This window comes from Paenibacillus alba (assembly GCF_013204855.1).
Classification (GTDB): domain Bacteria; phylum Bacillota; class Bacilli; order Paenibacillales; family NBRC-103111; genus Paenibacillus_E; species Paenibacillus_E alba.
Map to the genome: position 1 here is coordinate 1 of NZ_JABMKZ010000039.1, position 18,116 is coordinate 18,116.

12 protein-coding genes and 1 rRNA gene are annotated in these 18,116 nt (G+C 45.8%); 11 read left to right on the forward strand and 2 right to left on the reverse strand.

From position 1 onward, the window contains the following. The 8 genes from rrf to HQN90_RS31130 all read left to right on the forward strand — a co-directional run bounded on the left by rrf (nt 1) and on the right by HQN90_RS31130 (nt 6,565). Nucleotides 1-117 (forward strand): 5S ribosomal RNA (rrf, locus tag HQN90_RS31095). A gap of 593 nt (nt 118-710) precedes the next feature. After that, complete coding sequence (locus tag HQN90_RS31100) at nt 711-1,013, forward strand: hypothetical protein (RefSeq protein WP_173226371.1); 303 nt, start codon at nt 711-713, stop codon at nt 1,011-1,013. A gap of 13 nt (nt 1,014-1,026) precedes the next feature. Next, nucleotides 1,027-1,485, forward strand: a complete 459-nt coding sequence (locus tag HQN90_RS31105) for a type II toxin-antitoxin system VapC family toxin (protein WP_173226373.1) — start codon at nt 1,027-1,029, stop codon at nt 1,483-1,485. Nucleotides 1,486-1,742: 257 nt separating this feature from the next. Then, nucleotides 1,743-2,699 carry a D-2-hydroxyacid dehydrogenase family protein gene (locus tag HQN90_RS31110; protein ID WP_173226375.1) on the forward strand — a complete coding sequence of 319 codons (957 nt, stop codon included), beginning with the start codon at nt 1,743-1,745 and terminating at the stop codon, nt 2,697-2,699. Nucleotides 2,700-2,898: 199 nt separating this feature from the next. After that, entirely contained in the window at nt 2,899-3,816 is a 918-nt protein-coding gene (locus tag HQN90_RS31115) for a cation diffusion facilitator family transporter (protein ID WP_173226377.1), read from the forward strand. Nucleotides 3,817-3,917: 101 nt separating this feature from the next. Further along, nucleotides 3,918-5,219: a helix-turn-helix transcriptional regulator gene (locus tag HQN90_RS31120; protein ID WP_173226379.1), complete on the forward strand. Its 1,302-nt coding sequence runs from the start codon at nt 3,918-3,920 to the stop codon at nt 5,217-5,219. A 218-nt stretch (nt 5,220-5,437) separates the two neighbouring features. Then, entirely contained in the window at nt 5,438-5,854 is a 417-nt protein-coding gene (locus HQN90_RS31125; protein WP_173226381.1) for a basic helix-loop-helix domain-containing protein, read from the forward strand. A gap of 96 nt (nt 5,855-5,950) precedes the next feature. Then, nucleotides 5,951-6,565, forward strand: coding sequence for a hypothetical protein (locus HQN90_RS31130; protein ID WP_173226382.1), 615 nt, complete (start codon nt 5,951-5,953; stop codon nt 6,563-6,565). 124 nt (nt 6,566-6,689) lie between these two features. Here HQN90_RS31130 and HQN90_RS31135 read toward each other — a convergent pair whose 3' ends face one another. Both HQN90_RS31135 and HQN90_RS31140 read right to left on the reverse strand, forming a co-directional pair. Continuing rightward, nucleotides 6,690-7,691, reverse strand: a complete 1,002-nt coding sequence (locus tag HQN90_RS31135; RefSeq protein WP_173226384.1) for an ABC transporter substrate-binding protein — start codon at nt 7,689-7,691, stop codon at nt 6,690-6,692. 235 nt (nt 7,692-7,926) lie between these two features. After that, on the reverse strand, nt 7,927-9,582 hold the full coding sequence (locus HQN90_RS31140) for a PhoX family protein (protein ID WP_173226490.1): 1,656 nt from the start codon (nt 9,580-9,582) through the stop codon (nt 7,927-7,929). A gap of 191 nt (nt 9,583-9,773) precedes the next feature. On the opposite strand from HQN90_RS31140, the gene HQN90_RS39755 reads away from it, so the two are divergent. The 3 genes from HQN90_RS39755 to HQN90_RS31155 are packed head-to-tail and all read left to right on the forward strand — an operon-like array spanning nt 9,774 to nt 18,058. Next, nucleotides 9,774-10,787: a phage tail protein gene (locus HQN90_RS39755; RefSeq protein ID WP_338042411.1), complete on the forward strand. Its 1,014-nt coding sequence runs from the start codon at nt 9,774-9,776 to the stop codon at nt 10,785-10,787. A gap of 11 nt (nt 10,788-10,798) precedes the next feature. Further along, a complete protein-coding gene (locus tag HQN90_RS31150) occupies nt 10,799-11,332 on the forward strand; it encodes a phage tail protein (RefSeq protein WP_173226386.1) in 534 nt (177 codons plus the stop codon). A gap of 51 nt (nt 11,333-11,383) precedes the next feature. Then, the gene (locus HQN90_RS31155; protein WP_173226388.1) at nt 11,384-18,058 is read left to right on the forward strand and encodes a cadherin-like beta sandwich domain-containing protein; all 6,675 of its coding nucleotides are present in this window, start codon (nt 11,384-11,386) and stop codon (nt 18,056-18,058) included. Nucleotides 18,059-18,116 lie beyond the last annotated feature (58 nt).

Genomic DNA, 18,116 nt, shown 5'->3' on the forward strand with positions numbered 1-18,116 from the left:
TTTGGTGATGATGGCGGAGGGGACCCACGCGTTCCCATCTCGAACACGACCGTTAAGCCCTCCAGCGTCGATGGTACTTGAACCGCAGGGTTCTGGGAGAGTAGAACGTTGCCAAGCAATTTAAGGAACCTTACATGGAGAAATCCGTGTAAGGTTCCTTTTCTATTTTAGGATCGAATACATCGAGCTACAATTTATGATTAGCCGCAGCATGAAACAGAACTAGGGTACGCTATTTTAGAAAAATGAGCTCAAATCCCACCCCAAGCGGAACTACAGTACGCTAATTCCTCCAAAATGCTCAATCAATCGTTCTTTTTGGGCATATAGCGGATCGTAGTTCCGTTTCGATAGAAATCTCCCCTTTTTTCCACATATAGCGTATCCTAGTTCCCTTTCGTATGAAAATCTAAACTTTTTATCCCAAACAACACAATCTAGAACTCATCAAAATTCACTTTCCAGTGGTTTTGAGGGATTTCTTTGTGTATGAACGAATAAATGTTATTGCATGGTAGCAAGAAGTCCCCTTGTCGGTGATTTTATCTTAAATGTAGGTTCGATTCCGATCACTCGCTTACTATGACCTGCATTCAGTTGCTCTAGGACTGCATTGCCTAGCAGAATTGAATTAACGCTCGACATCACCCCCTGAAATCGACAGAATTCGACGAATCGTTATAAAAGCTATGCAAAAGGAGTGAATCACGATGGCGAATAATTACAAACGCTTCATTCAAAATCAATTCGAAAAAGCGAAGTCTACCGCTTCCGAATTCATTTCTTCGAGAAGTGAAGAACAAGAAGAAGGCATTATAGAAATCAATCCGCACTATTATGTTGATCTGAAAGCAATTGCCGACATGCAGCATACGACCGTTGAAGCGATCATCAATGGAATTATTGTTCAATATCTGGAAAGCGCCTCATACGAACCAACCCCCATCTCAGTGGGTCAAAAGGAAGATAACCCACTTCTGTATTTGGATGGTATTTGCAAACAAGAGGATTAAGGAGTGTTGACATATGGATAACCACTTGAACGTTCAGGATGCGATTTTTCTGGATGAGACAGCTTTAGCCGCTTTAATGAATCCTCAAAACCCTCGCTATGCGAAAGCTCGTTCCTTGTTTCTGGATTTGCATGATCTTGAACGTAATTATATAACCACGAACTCCATTATATTTGAACTTCACGAATGGCTTCGCAATGAATACAGCTACGAGCAGGCGGAATATTTCCTGAAAGCAATTGATAAAGCTGTGAGCAGAGGCAAGCTGGCGGTTGTCTCCAGCGGCCCTGAATTCGAGGGCGAATCGCGCAGACTGCTTATGGACAGGCCAGAGCTACGCTTCTCGCTCAGCGAAGCATTCACTGCTGTGACCATGTCTTATTATCAGGTAAAACGCATTTTTACTTTCAATCGCAATTTCATAATGCTTGCCAATTTGGATAAGGATATTCGAATCATTCCATCCAATTGAAAGCAAAGGGATCAGGCTGTCAAGAAACTCTTGGCAGCTTTTTTGATGTCATTTAAATGTTGAATAAAATCCAAATGTTGTGTACGACAGCATTTCTTACAGGAATCTCTTGGGCAGGCGTCAATCTTTTCAATATGTCTTCTATTTACGGTTGGCATTTTGGGAGTAGAACGCAGTTCGCCACCTGTTTACAAGGCTCTTGGAACAGGAATATACTGAAAATACATTTTGTGTACGATGAGGGAGGAAAATTGGTTATGAAGCTTCGCTGTGCGATATTAGATGACTACCAGCAAGTGGCATTGACTGCCGCGGATTGGTCTCAGATTTTGGACAAGGTGGAGGTCAAAAGTATCGATCGGCATATCGATCAACCCGATGAGCTGGTGGAACAGATCGCCGACTGTGAGATTGTCGTGATTATGCGTGAACGGACTCCTTTCCGCGCATCGCTGCTTGCCCGGCTTCCTCGCCTGATGCTGTTAATTACGACGGGCATGCGCAATGCGTCGATTGACATGGCCGCAGCCGCTTCGCAAGGCATTACTGTTTGCGGCACGGGAGGTGCAGGCAACGCAACTGCCGAGCTCACTTGGGCTTTGGTTTTGGGGCTTGCCCGCGGCATTGTGCAGGAGCACAACGCGATCCGCAGCGGTCAGTGGCAAAGCACGATTGGAGCGGATTTGTACGGCAAGACGCTTGGCGTGCTTGGTCTTGGCAAACTGGGCAGCAAGATCGCCAAATTTGGCCATGCATTCGGCATGGATGTCACGGCGTGGAGCCAGAATTTAACGAAAGAGCGGGCCGACGAAGTTGGAGTGAGATTAGCTGCTTCCAAGGAGGAGCTTCTGGAGAGCAGTGACTTTGTGTCCATTCATCTTGTATTAAGCGACCGGACAAGAGGGTTGATTAATGCCGCAGATCTTAAGCGTATGCGTCCTTCCGCATATCTGATCAATACGTCACGCGCTCCGATCGTGGATCAAGCTGCGCTTGCCGAGGCTTTGCAAAACGGCTGGATCGCCGGAGCCGCGGTAGATGTGTTCGAAGTGGAACCGTTGCCGAAGGATGATATTTACCGATCGCTTCCGAATCTTCTCACTACGCCGCATATCGGCTATGTATCGAAAGCGAATTATGAGGCCTTTTATACTGACGTGGTTGAAGGTATTGAAGCGTATCTATCGGGTTCTCCGGTTCGAACGCTTTTTTGATTCACACGAGACCAATAAAGCAGGCGCTGCGGCGATCTGCTTTATTTTTGCGTAGAGCAACAAGCTTTAATAGAACCAACATTCTTTCCATATGGTCATTATTTAAACCAAATGAAACAACGTTTCTCTAGACCCACTTCCTAGCTGGCTGGTAATATGAGAATGCATAACAGGGGCTGAGAGGAGATAGATCATAGAGATGGATCAGCAGATGAGGTTCGATAATTTGAAATTGGGTGAGCGCGGCGCAATAGTTAGCATCATAGCTTATATTTGTTTATCATCTATTAAATTAATAATTGGCTTTCTAGCGGATTCAGAAGCATTAAAAGCCGATGGATTAAATAATGCGACCGATATTGTAGCATCTTTTGCCGTATTAATTGGATTGAAAATCGCCCAGAAGCCGGCAGACCAAGATCATCCTTACGGTCATTGGAAGTCGGAGACAATTGCTTCTCTTGTGGCTTCATTCATAATGATGGCTGTTGGTCTACAGGTACTGGTTGAAGCATGCATTTCAATGTTTCAAGGTAGGCAACATGCACCTGATCTAATGTCGGCTTGGGCAGGAGTTTTTTGTGCAGTTGTCATGTATGCTGTATATCGCTACAATAAACACCTTGCGCTTAAAATCAATAGCCAAGCTGTCATGGCAGCAGCAAAAGACAATATTTCGGATGCCTTAGTGAGTATTGGAACAGTGATTGGAATCATTGGTGCTCAATTCAAAATACCTTGGCTAGACCCATTAACTGCGATAATTATAGGCATTATTATTTGTAAAACAGCATGGGATATTTTCAGGGACGCGTCACATCACTTATCAGACGGTTTTGATGAAGAAATCATCGAGTCGTATAAAGATACCGTAATGAGTATTGAGGGCGTAGAAGATGTAAAGGAAATTAGGGCAAGGAATTATGGCAGTAATGCTGTGATTGACGTTATTTTGCTTATACAGTCTGATTTAGAGTTTCAAGAAGCCCACGATATTGCAACAAGGGTTGAAGATGAATTGAAAAAGCTGGCCAACGTATACGAAGTTCATGTTCATTATGAACCTTTTGCAACCGAAAGGGATTCAACGTCGGGGAACGATAGTTTAGGAGTCTGATTGAACATGAGAGGTGACAGGAATATTTAACAAAATGTGGAATTAGTTATATCGATAGAGAAGGTGAGTTGAGGTAGTTTCAGAAAGCGGGGGGGAGCCTTGTGCTCAAGGAACGTATCGAGCATCTGTGCAAGAAGAAGCAAATATCGCGGAAAGACCTCGTGGAGGGACTCGTAACGCAGGCTCATTTTGCCAACATATTGGCAGGAAGGTATCCGTTAGCTGACGATTTGGCGGAGCATATTGCCAGCCGTCTTGGCGTTCCGGTTAACTATTTGAATCATGTAGCGATAGCTGACGAACAGACTTTGCAGCGAGCGGAGCACATTTTCCAGACGATGTCTGGGCAATCGGTATCCGAAAGCTACGTGGATGCTCTCGATGATCGGGATGATGCACTCGTGATCGAGCTGACGACTTCCTTTATGAAAGCCATCTATTATCAGCAGATGAACGACAAGACGGCCTACGACTACTTACATCAGACTTACTTGAACCATTATTTAGATAAATATGGAAAAACAGACCAAGCCGATCTGCCATTACCCTTGAAAAAAGCTCTTCTCCTGTATAAAATACAATACTTTCGCTCCCAGAGCCGCTACGACGATGTGCTGAACGATGTGAATCGTTTGAGTGAGCTTGTGGAAGCCGGGACTGAAATATGGTTAACCGCGCAAAACATCAGGATGGAAGCATGCGTCCTGTTGAAGCAGTTTGAGCAGGCGAAGCAGGTGTTCGAGCAGACAATGCGACAAATTGTAGATGATCGGCTGTTTCACCGCCTGTCTGGCCTGTATGTGGCATACAGCGGCTACTGCTTCGCGATGGGGCTTGTGCAAGAAGCATTGCGGGCGCTTTCGATGGCCGAAGCCAACCTCGTTTATTTGCAACAGCCTGGCGATGTGGTCACGACGATTATGAACAACCGGATTGTCATGCTAACGATGACGGGAGAACCGGATAAAGCGTTGGATGAAATTGTCCGCTTCGAAGCGATGATCGCCAATGAGCCGGAGGAAACCCAGCAAATGTTCGAGCCGGTGACGACCATTTACAGGTGCGAAGCCGCTTTTTTTCAGAGAAATTGGGAATTGCTCTCGGAAGGGGTTGAGCGGTTGCGGACTCTCGATACCAGCACAGATCAGGAGATGGCATTGGCTTTTTATGAAAGCCAACTGGCACTCAACCAAGGGGACATCGAGACGTTTCAGTCCCGCGCGCTGGAATGCTTGCCCTATTTCGAATCTACCTGGCATGCGATGCGTCTCGAGCACCTGTATGAAACGTTGGCGGTCGTCTCTGAGGAAAGCCGTCGCTACAAAGAATCGTCTTTTTATTATCGAAAGCTGGTGTATCTGTTAAAAAATAACGGTGGGGGAGGGGCTTACCGTCAGGTTTAAATACAAAATTCGGAGCGAAAGGGTCGATTGAATCGTGTAAGGAACCCGAAGTATTGCGAGTAAGCTTTATTTTGCAAAGAAAATGGAGCTTGAACCTGCAGAAAAACGCGAACTTTCGCTCATTTGTTTGTATGTCTCCGATCCTATTGTCTGGCTAAACAGCCGTCGTATATACTTAAAATACAACGACAAACCAAACAAAGAGAGGCGTGAAGCGAGTGATGGGATGGTTCGGAAAAAAGAAAAAACCGCAAAATGCTCTGGAGCAGGCAGATAATCTGATGAATAAAGGACTGTCGGGGCTGCTTATGAAAAGCGCGGTTTCCAAAGAAAATAGGGATCGCATCAACCAAAGCCTAGAGACGGCGAAACAGGCGCAAATGGCATCGAGCGGCATCGTATCGATTAGCGCAACCGCCATCGTCATATCGGTTACGGATACGGGCAAACTTATTAATTTCGATCCGATCGTCGTCCTCGTTTTGGATGTGACAGAAAACGACGGGAACACGTACCAGACGACATTGGAAACACTCGTATCGAAAATCCAAATTCCACGCGCGGGAGATCGTGTAGGCTTGGGCCATAACCCGGCAAATCCGTCCGAGCTTATGTATATGGGACTGCTACCGTAAAAGCGAGGAGTGATATATATGTATATGATATCGGCCGCAAAGATGGCAAACTGGGGATAGTTTATTGACTTCACGACACAACTTGGTGGTGAACGCATGAAGAATGAAGGGGTATGGAACGTGAGCGTTCGATCCGTGGAACGGGAAGAAATCATCTTGGCCCCAAACACCGAGTGGCAGGTGCAGATACAGGGCTTCCGACTGCATTTGAACATAGATCTGCCAATAGATCTACGTGCTCAAGATCAGATTTTGATTACCGTTGGCGAATTGGGTAGACCCACGTGGGCGGCTTTTATCGGAACTACAGTGGAATGCGGCCCTGAATCCATCCTGCTGTATACGAGCCCCCAATACGAGTCGGATCTATTGCATGCACATCGGTTTGAACGCACGTTCTCGCCCCTCATCTCCATAGAAGGAGCTCAGGCTGTTATCGATAGGTTCGGTTTATTCCCCCCGTTTCATTACGATGAAATTACGGAGGTATGTATGGAAGTCTCGGAACGGAATGACATACCGAAGAATCTGTCCGTGACGATTAGGCATACGTCTACAGGCGAGTTGGAACAGTATATTGATCTTTATTTTGAAGACATCCAGCATGAGGACGTAGACCCCGCTGAGGAATGCAATATTTGTTTGCAACTGAGTTTCGCAGCATCGTTTCTTTGCCGCAAAATTGCTGTCCAATTACACGATAGGGGTTGAACCGTTTTTACACTAGACCACTATTCTGGCAGAAGATAAAACAGCAGCAGTCTAGGACATTATTTTCTTGTCCATGGCTGCCGCTGTTTCGTTTTTTGGTCAGTATACGTTGCCAGCTTCCATCTCACTGTTTCGCATGTTTCAGGATATCACCCGAAATCTGCTCCAAGACCGATTGCTTGCCAATTGCAAAAAATGCTTCGTTATAATTTTGTTTACTTGTCATCCGATAGACATTTTCTGCCTTCACCGCCTTGAGGCTGCTCCAAATTTTGCTTTGCTCCAGCACATTATTATCACTGTTTACGAGTAGGATCAAATGATCAGGATTAAGTGTGGAAAGCCCCTCCAGATTCGTTACTTTCCCACCCCAAGGATCTGGGTCCGGTGTGCCGGGAGCTTTGGGCAGCTTCAGATCTTGGAAAATCATATCGGCAATTCCTGTGCTGGAATAGATTCTAATTTCTTTCTCTGTGGCTTCAATCACTGCAAATGTTTCCTGCTTGGAGACAGCTGTAATTTGCTCGTGTAATTGTTTGGAACGTTCATCGTACGTCTTCAGCCATGCCTCCATCTCCGCTTTCTTATCGAAAACTTCCGCTACAAACGCAAAGCGCCCACGAAAGGCGTTAAATCCGTAAGGTACTCTCACCGTTGGGGCAATTTTCTGCAGCTGTTCGTAAATCTTCTCCTGTGTGGGCCCTGCCAGAATGAGATCGGGGTTCGCCGCCAAGATCGCTTCTACACTAACTTCGGTCTGAAACCAGCCAGCAACGCCGACTTTGTCCCCCAGCTCTTTTTTGAGAATCGGAGTTACATCTGTGGGGTTAGCCATATCGGTATTTCCGGTTAGTACAGGTGGAAGGCCGAGAACTATCAGCTCTTCGGTGGAACCCGAAATATCTACGATTCTTTTGGGATTAACCGGAATATCCACCTGTCCCTTCGCATCCTTGACCGTACGTGTTTGCAGCGAACCCGTTTCATTAGACGCTGCTGAAGAAGGTGACGGGGAGTTCGAAGGTATGGACGAAGCGGTTCCTGCTCCATTATTATCACTACATCCATACAAAAAAAGCATGAGTACAATAATACTTGCAAACGACATTTTTTTTAGACAAAACATAGTTCAATCTCTCTCCATTCAATTGATGATAATCATTCTCATTTCATTGAGTTCGATTTTACCTCTTCCTATTGCTGTGAGCCACCTGTAGACGGAATACATAACGGTTGGACGGATTATATTTTCGTGCAAAATAAAAACGCCAGAAGCTGTATCTCTTCTGACGTATTATCGATTCATTTTCGAGCATGAAATTAAGAAGGACCTTAGCCGCAGGCTAGGTCCTTTTTATCATTTACAGCAGTGATCGCGTAATAACAACGACAGCAGAACGAGGATCCTTTTTACCAAAACGGTGCTGCCATTGGCTTGTTGGTGAAGTTGTTCCTGCGCCGGATGCGCCAGGGTGGTTTACCGCTACGAATACAGTAGCTTGATGATCTGTAAATGAAAGACCGCTCAATGCTGCTTCTGTTGGAGATGAGGCATATTGCTTTGTTTTTCGTTCTGTACCTGATGGATGGATGAGATACAGACCGTTATTTTTGAATTCTGACCATGCGCCAGTGTTCAATTGGTCAGGTGAAATATCGGATGAAACCCACAGGTTATCATTCTTATCGAATGCCAGGGCGCCTGGAGAACTAAAGCCGCTTTGTCGACCACCTGTAATGAAGGTTTCGAACGCAAATGTCTCTCCGCTGCCGCTTTCCTTCAATTTAATAATTTGGCCGTGCAGGTTGCCTCGGCTGTCATTCTGAGTAAAGGCAATATACACCTGTTTATTGGAGGGGCGAACCGTAAGTTCAGCCGGACGATCACAGGGAGTAGCCCCAAGGATCAGCGCAGCCTCGCTGACGGATGTGAGAACATCGTTCTGAGTTTGGAATTGTTTAAGCAATACATCCTTGGATTTGTTGAGAACGGTTGGTACTTGGTAAGTTAGGCTGCTTAATTGTTTGCGAAGAAGCTCAATGGTCAATTCAATCCAGCGGCCTTTGATTAAGTCAGCAGCATACAAGGAACCTTTGCTTAGGAGTTGAGCTGTGTTAGCATTCTTATCTTCTGACCATTGCTCAGCGCTGACAAATTTATAAACAAATCCCTCAGCCGAATCTTCTCCCATATAGACAACGACATGTTGATCCGAATTCAGTGTCATGGCTGCGCTGCCGTGATGAAAGCGTCCAAGTGCGGTATGTTTCACAGGTAATTTCGTAGGATCGAAAGGATCAACCTCAACGATCCAGCCATAGTGAGAAAGTGCTAGGCCGGCATCGCGACAAGTGGTTTCGAAACGATTCTCGCAAGTAAGCTGGGTATTCCACAACGTTTGGCTGCCACCGCGATTAGCGAACGTACCTTGCACAAGGGTAGCACCGTTAACGGATTGGGAACCTCGGACAGGGCCTGTCAGTTCAATGGGGGTCAATCCCGAAATACGACGGGCAAGGGGAGAGTCAGAAACGAGTTTCCACTGGCCTAAGGCATCTTTCTTGATATGAAGGATAGAAGCACCTTGTTCGTTCAGAAGCTGTTTTTGCTGCTCCCAAGCGATGGTCTTTGAACGATCCAGCATCCATGGATACTGCGCAGATTCATGATTAACCCACAGTAGGGCTTCTGTATTTGATCCGGGAATAGGGAAAAAGGAGGTGTAACTGTTGTTAAAACCCAATGTATCGCCAGACTTATTAATAACATCACCATAGGCAGCCAAGACGCTGTAAGAAAATCCATTCGCGAGAAGCAACTGATCGGTGTCGTCGGCCGTATGTCGTGTAGGGTTGAATGTTTCCGGCAATTCGTCGTAAGCATTGATATTGGAGGCAGAAGCGTTAGCTTTTTGCGTTAGAGAGCTGAGGCCGGAATAAGCAGCAGCTAAGGAAGCTGCGCTAGTTCCTAAATATTTCAAAAAATGTCGGCGAGATAACGGTTTTTTCATTTCCATATAGGAATTCCTCCGAATGTTAAAGATCTTGAGATAAACATACCACATAATCTATGAATTTAAATGCTTTATTCTAAATATTTTGATAGAATTATACATAGAGTGTATTATAAAATTCGACATATTTCGAGCGCTAGGGAAAAATAATTTTTTAATACATAGCAGTTGAACAATTATGAGGGGGAAAGTTGATGGGACAGCCTTTTGTAGGTGAAATTCGGATGTTTGCGGGCAATTTTGCACCGGCAGGCTGGATGAAGTGTGATGGTCAAACCTTGTCTATTTCGGAGTATGATACTTTGTTTAATTTGATAGGGACGACGTATGGCGGAGACGGTCAGTCTACGTTTAATTTGCCTAATCTGCAAAGCAGAATTCCGCTCCATCAAGGAAATGGATTTATGCTTGGCCAGCAAGCAGGAACGGAGGATGTTACCTTAACCGTTCAGCAGATACCTGCTCACAGCCATACAGCTGGTGTTTCATCTAATTTTGGCAGCACAAACAGTCCGGAAGGCACTGTTGTGGCGAGATCGACCTTGAATCAATTTACAGATACTGCCGGATCACAAGCTAAGATGATGAACGCTGGCACAGTGCTAGGATCTACCGGAGGCAATCAACCTCACACGAATTTGCAACCCTTTTTGACGATTAATTATATCATTAGTTTGTTTGGAACTTATCCTTCACAGGGCGGCGGAGCAGATGTTACTGAACCGTTTCTAAGTGAGGTGCGTTGGGTTGCTTTTAACTTTGCACCCAGCGGGAACGAACTGTGCAATGGAAAAATATTGGCCATCAATCAGAATCAAGGTTTATTCGCATTGCTGAGCACTACTTACGGCGGCAATGGTCAAACTACATTCGGGCTTCCGGACTTGCGAGGAAGAGCTCCCATTCACATGGGGAATGGCCATACCTTGGGAGAAACAGGCGGAGAACAAGCCCACACATTAATCCAAAGTGAGCTAGCTACTCACTCCCATTACTTAAATGCAAGCAAGAATGAAGCTTCTACAAAAACTGCCCAAGGAAATACGTTTGGCGTGGCGTCAACAAGTTCTTATGCTTTTGTGCGGGATGGCCAATCCACTTCTGTAACCGATTTGGTTGGCGGCAGTCAGCCCCATAACAATATGCAGCCATATCTAGCATTGACGGCCATTATTGCAACAACGGGAATATTTCCAAGTCAAAATTAAGGAGAGATCATATGCCGGGAACAGATCCATTTGTTGGGGAAATTTGTCTATTTCCATTTAACTTTGCGCCTAAGGGGTGGGCTTTTTGCAATGGGCAACTTCTGCCTATATCGCAAAATACTGCGCTCTTTTCGTTATTGGGAACTTATTACGGAGGCGATGGGAAAAGTACATTCGCACTCCCGGATCTACAAGGCCGGGTTCCGATGCACCCTGGTCAAGGCGTAGGGCTGTCCTTGTATAGTCTTGGCCAAACCGGAGGTTCAGAGAAGGTCACCTTGTTGAGTACTGAACTGCCTATGCATAGTCATGCCTTGCAATATGGAACTACCCCAGGCTCACAGGAAGCACCGACGGGGCAAATTTGGAAGGATACAGGCGGGCGGCGTGGGGCCTTGGCTTATACGGGAGCTGTAAATACTGCTGCGATGGGCGCGGAAGCAATTTTGCCTTCCGGAGGCGGTCAGCCTCACAATAATATGCAGCCGTATCTAACGCTTAATTTTTGTATCGCTTTGCAGGGTGTGTACCCGCCTCGTTCGTAGATATATGATCTGATAGTAAGAAAGAAGGTAAGACGGAGAGGAGCCTGAACAGTGGTTCATTGGCGAGATATGTGGAGTACGTTTAAGGTAAATCAATTCTATTCAAAAGTAGCCTTGCTGGGACTGTTGCTGCTTGTAGCGGCAGGTATAGGAGCAGTGAGTGAAGCGAGTGCTGCGACTTTCATGGTAAACGATACAGCAGACACCGTAGATGCCAATATTGGTGATGGGGTGTGCGCAGATAGTAATGGTAGATGTACACTGCGTGCGGCGATCATGCAAGCAAACGCACTTCCTGGCGCAGATGTGATTACTATTCCAACTGGCACCTATACGACGGCTTCCGCGCAGTTGGAAATAAGAGATGATGTAACTCTGCAAGGAAGCAACTCAGCAGCAACCATTATACAAGCTGGTTTAAGTGCGGCTGCCTCCACACATAGGGTGGTGGAAATTAATCCTGATCTAGATAACACTGGATACAATGTTACGATACAGGGATTAACAATCCGTTATGGTAACTCTACACCTCTTAATAACTACGGAGGCGGCGGAATCGGTGGCGATGTCGGCAACAAGACCCTGACCATTACTGATTCTATTATTGCTAATAATACGACTGCCGAAGACGGATTCGGGGGCGGACTTTACATATCAGGCACTTCAGCGGGCAAGGTTAAATTGACAAATGTTACGATCAGTAACAATACAGCGGGAGCAGCGTTCACGGCGAACTTTGGTTCGCGAGGCGGCGGTATGTATCTAGAGGGGGATATGGCCCTTGAAATGTCGAACCTCACGGTCCAAAACAATACTTCTTATGGGCTTGGCGGTGGTTTAGCAATTGTGTCGGCAAGTAAGATTTTACGAAATGTCACGATTGATTCCAGTACATTCAGCAGCAATAAGGCGTTTAGTAAAAATGGCGGAACAGAAGGTCGTGCAGGCGGACTTTACTTGGGCAGTCCAGCTGTTGTTACAAACACAGCTTTCACGGGGAATACCGCGGGGAGCGACGGAGGAGGATTGGTTCTTGATTTCTTTGCAGGAACCGTATCACTTACGGATGTAGAAGGGACCGGCAACTCAGCTGTCCGAGGGGGAGGTATGTTCATCAATGCCAGTAAAGCCCCTGTGTTAACTCGCACGAGCTTTACGGGCAACAGTGGTGGCAATGTAGCTGTGAACTCCGATGGGACGGATCTGATCGTTACGATGTCCCCGAACGGAACTTTCTTTCAAGGGGAGACAGGAGCACATTATACAGTAACGGTTACGAATAATGGTAAAGTGAAAACGAATGGAATCGTTACCGCCGTTGTTACTTTACCAACGGGATTAACGGCTACGAATTTAGCTGGAAGCGGATGGACATGTCCAACTGCGACGCTAACCTGTTCTCGTTCAGACGTATTAAATGGGGGCAGTAATTATCCAGTCATCGACGTAACCGTAGATGTGGCTGTGGACACCCCTCGTTCGGTAACGAGTTCGGTTGTTGTTTCTGGCGGGGATGAGCTTGATGTCAGCAATGATACAGGAACGCACAATACGACAGTACTTAGTAAGGATGCGACGCTGAAGGGACTCACCTTATCGAATGCTGTGTTAAAGGAAACCTTTGCACCTGAAACGATTGCGTACACGGTTGATGTTCCGTATGCAGTAAATTCATTAAAGGTAACACCGGTTGTGAATGAGTCTCATGCAACGGTGAAAGTGAACAATACCTTGGTAACCAGTGGTCAAGATAGTGGGTCGATCCCTTTAAGCGTAGGGAATTCAAATGTCATTACCGTCACTGTAACAGCGGAAAACAGCGCTACAAAGTCATATACAATTACTGTGAATCGCGTTCTGCAATCTAATGATGCTACGTTGAAAGATTTAACAGTAGATGGTGTAACGGTTGAAGGGTTTGCACCTGCCGATGTGGCCTATACAGTAAATGTACCTAATGAAAAGAAGGCTGTTACTGTAATAGGGATCAAGACGGATGCAATGGCAGGTACGCCTGTTGTGACCGGCGGCAGCAATCTTGCCGTAGGTAATAATACGGTCACGATAACCGTGACAGCGGAAAATGGCACAACCAAAGTGTATACGGTAACCGTGGTTCGTGCACCAAGCAATAATGCGAACTTGATTGGTTTGAATGTAGATGGAACGCCATTAGCAGATTTTGCATCGGATACGCTCACATACACGCTCAATGTGCTTTATGCCAAATCTGCAATTGTTATCACAGGAACAAAAGAGGATCCTACTGCTAACGTAGTAGTAGCAGGAGGCAGTAACTTAGCCGTTGGCAATAATACGGTGACAGTCACGGTGACAGCTGCGGATGGCACAACCAAGAAGGTTTATAGTGTCACAGTGGTGCGAGCTGACAAGTCCACGAATGCTAATTTAACTGATTTGAAAGTTGATGGTGTAAGTGTAGCAGGATTCTCTTCAAGTAGACTCACCTATACGGTAAATGTTCCTAATGCCAATACTTCTGTTGTGGTTATGGGAACAAAAGAAGATTCAACCGCAAGCAATCCTGTAGTTATTGGCGGTAGTAACCTAGCCGTAGGTGACAATACCGTTACGGTAACGGTGACAGCTGAGGATGGCACAACCAAGAAAGTCTACACGGTGACGGTCGTACGGGCAGCTAACAGTGATGCAAGCCTAAGCGCCCTACAAGTGGATGGAACGTCTGTAGACAACTTTGACCCCAATAGTTTGGCGTATACAGTCAATGTTCCCAATGTAACGAAGTCGGTTGTGGTAGTTGGGACAAAGAAAGAGACGACGGCAAGTGATCCTGTTGTTGTTGGCGGCAGCAGCCTAGCCGTAGGTGACAATACCGTCACGGTAACGGTGACAGCTGAGGATGGCACTAAAAAAGTCTATACCGTGACTGTCGTGCGAGCAGCAAGCAATGATGCTAGCTTGAGTGAGCTGAAAGTAGATGGAACGTCTGTAGACAACTTTGATCCTCTGATTCTGGCGTATACGGCAAATGTTTCGAATACGACAACTTCAGTTGTAGTAACAGGAGCCAAAGCTGATCCAACAGCGAATGTTCGTATAGATGGCGGCAGCAACTTAGTGGTAGGCAACAATACAGTCACTGTAACCGTGACAGCTGAGGATGGCACAACTAAAAAGGTTTATACCGTGACCATAGTGCGTGCAGCAAATAATGATGCGACTTTGAGTGGTTTGAGTGTAGATGGAACACCGTTAACAGGCTTTGCATCGGATACTTTTACTTACACATACAATGTGCTCTACGCGAAGACTTCGATTAACGTAACAGGAACTAAAGCTTATGCAACTGCGAGTGTAGCAGTGGTAGGCGGAAGTCATTTAATCGTAGGTAATAATACGGTAACTGTAACAGTGACGGCTGAGGACGGCACAACCAAGCAAGATTATACGATCACAGTTGTGCGAGCTGACAAGTCCACGAATGCTAATTTAAAAGATTTAACCGTGGATGGCGTGAGCATACCGGACTTTGCTCCAGCTAAAATCACCTATACGGTAAATGTTCCTAATGCGACAACGTCGGTTATTGTGGTGGGAACGAAGGATGACTCAGCGGCAATTGATCCTGATGTTATTGGTGGTAGTCAACTAGTCGTAGGTGACAATACCGTTACGGTAACGGTGACAGCTGAGGATGGCACAACCAAGAAAGTCTACACGGTGACGGTCGTACGGGCAGCTAACAGTGATGCAAGCCTAAGCGCCCTACAAGTGGATGGAACGTCTGTAGACAACTTTGACCCCAATACGCTGGCGTATACAGTCAATGTTCCCAATGCAACTAAGTCGGTTGTGGTAGTTGGGACAAAGAAAGAGACGACGGCAAGTGATCCTGTAGTTATTGGCGGTAGTAACCTAGTCGTAGGTGACAATACCGTCACGGTAACGGTGACAGCTGAGGATGGCACTAAGAAAGTCTATACCGTGACTGTCGTGCGAGCAGCAAGCAATGATGCTAGCCTGAGTGAGTTGAAAGTAGATGGAACGTCTGTTGACAACTTTGATCCTCTGAAGCTGACGTATACAGTCAATGTGCCGAATGCCCAGACATCTGTTGTAGTAACCGCTACAACAACAGATCCAGCAGCGAAGGCCTATGATGTTGATGGAGGTAGTAACCTACTCGTAGGCAGCAATACCGTCACGGTAACCGTGACAGCTGAGGATGGCACAACTAAAAAGGTTTATACCGTGACTGTTGTGCGAGCAGCAAGCAATGATGCAAGTTTGAGTAGTCTGAGTGTGGATGGTACACCAATTGCAGGCTTTACTTCAGGACAGTTTACTTATACCGTCAATGTTTCCAATGCAACGGCATCGGTTTCAGTAACAGGTACGCAAACAGATCCCACAGCAACAGTAAGTGTAGTAGGCAGCAGTAACTTGAGCGTGGGCAATAATACCGTAACGATAACCGTGACAGCGCAAAATTTGGATATACAGAAATATACGGTGACGGTAATTCGTTCTAGCAAATCTGCTAACGCCAAATTAAGCAATATTCAAATTGATGGTGTTAGTCTTATCGGCTTTCTACCTAGCCAGACAACGTACACGTTGAATGTCCCGAATACGACAACCTCGGTTGCTGTAACAGAAACGTTAGAAGATCCATTGGCTGCAGTTGCTGTAGCAGGTGGAACTGATCTGGCTGTAGGCAGCAATAAGGTCACATTAACCGTGACAGCGGAAGATGGGACAACGGTTATGAGTTACACCGTAAACATAGTTCGCGCCGGAGACAGTAATATGAGCCTGAGTAGTTTGCTTCTAAATGGGGAAAGTGTCCCAGGCTTCTCTCAAGGCAAATTCTCATATGCCGTCACTGTGACCAATGAAGTATACAGCGTGACTGTATCAGGCAGCGTGTACGCTCCAACATCGCAAATCCTGATTAACAATGTAGTTGGGGCAAGTAGAGTAATTGCACTGCAAGATGGTTCTAACGCGGTAGTCGTTAAAGTCATTGCACAAAATTTGAGCGAGCAAGTATACAATATCGAGATAACACGCAACACTAGCGCAGATTTGAATGGATTTAGTTTGAGCGGGGTGACGTTAGCACCATTGTTTGCTTCTAAAACATTGGCGTATAACGGAACTGTTTCTTATGACGTTCAGTCAACAACGGTGTCTGCCTCTGTGTATGACCCATTAGCTTCAATAGCTATATACCACAACAATGTTCGAATCAATAACGTTAATGCGCCGATTCAATTAATCGAGGGCAGCAATACGATTTCAGTCGTTGTTACACCTCGAATTGGTGATGCGCAAACGTATACGGCTGTTATCACTCGTGAGGGGCAGCCAAGTAGTTCAAGTTCAGGATCAGCAGGTGGGTCATCAGAACCGACACAAGTCTTTATCCGCATCGGAGATAATGGCACTGAGCTTCCAATCCATTTGGAGCGTAAGCATACAGCCGATGGTCGAGTAATCGACATGGTAGCCATAACACCGGAGATTGTTCAATTAGCAGGATCAGCAGGCAGCAAAGGCAATTTGATCAAGCTGAATATCCCGCAAATTCCGGACGGCAGTGACGAGTTTAACGTTGGTTTTACACCTGATGCCTTACAAGCTTTAAATAAAGGCGGCACAGCTATTAGTATCGAAACGGGAGTCGTTCAAATGACGATTCCGCTTCAAACAATGGCTAAAGCCATAGAATCCAAAGAAGAATTGTTGATCCGCTTTATTCCGATTTCATCGGACGCAGTCAAACAGCAAATCGAGAAGCGGGTCATGACGGCGGTCCTCGTAACCGAGGCTGCTGGCAGTGGGCAAGTAGCGGTTGTTGGTTTGCCGTTAACGATTGAATCGAATATCACGAATAATGAAGTAATGTTGAACTTCTCTTTCAAAGGGATTAACATTCCGACAGATCCTAAGAAAAGAAATGAATTCTTGGCCTCGCTTGGCATTTATATTGAGCATAGTGATGGCGAGAAGGAATGGCTAAAAGGCAAGATTAACTATGATGCGCAAGGAAATCCGGTAAGTATGGAAATTATCATTACTAAGTTCAGTACCTTTAGTATGATCGAGATTCTGAAAAAGCCGATCGATACGATTTCTTATCTAAGCTGGATTGAAGGTTACCCGGATGGGACATTTAAACCGAATAAGTCTATCACCCGTGCTGAAGTATCAAGTATCTTTGTAAAAGCGATCGCTAAGCCTCAATCCTTGGTTGCGTCACAGAACTTTAAGGATGTTGCGGACCAGCATTGGGCAGCAGGTGCTATCCATCAGGCTCAGAAAGCCGAGTGGTTAAGCGGCTATCCGGACGGTTCATTTAAACCGGATGCTCCAATAACTAGAGGTGAGCTTGCCGCAATTATCGTAAAAATTAACAAACTAGCAGTAAATAACGATGTTCAGGCTTTTGTAGATACCAAAAACCACTGGGCAGCCGGCTACATCCAAGCGGCCAAGGCATCTGGACTCATGTCTGGTTATGAGGATGGAAGCTTCCGACCGGATCAACCTTTAACACGTGCTGAAGCGGTGAAAGTCATTAATAACCTTTTGAAGCGTCCGACCCCTAAACTAGGCAAGAATGTTTGGAATGATGTCTCCCAAAAGGATTGGTTCTGGTCAGATGTGCAATCAGCTTCTGAATCATTTAGCCAAACTCAATATGTAGATGGTACGAGCAGTACAATTGCCCTCCCATAAAGTGAAAGTAAAGAAACCTGCGAATGGCTTATTGCCTCAGCAGGTTTCTTTGTTATTG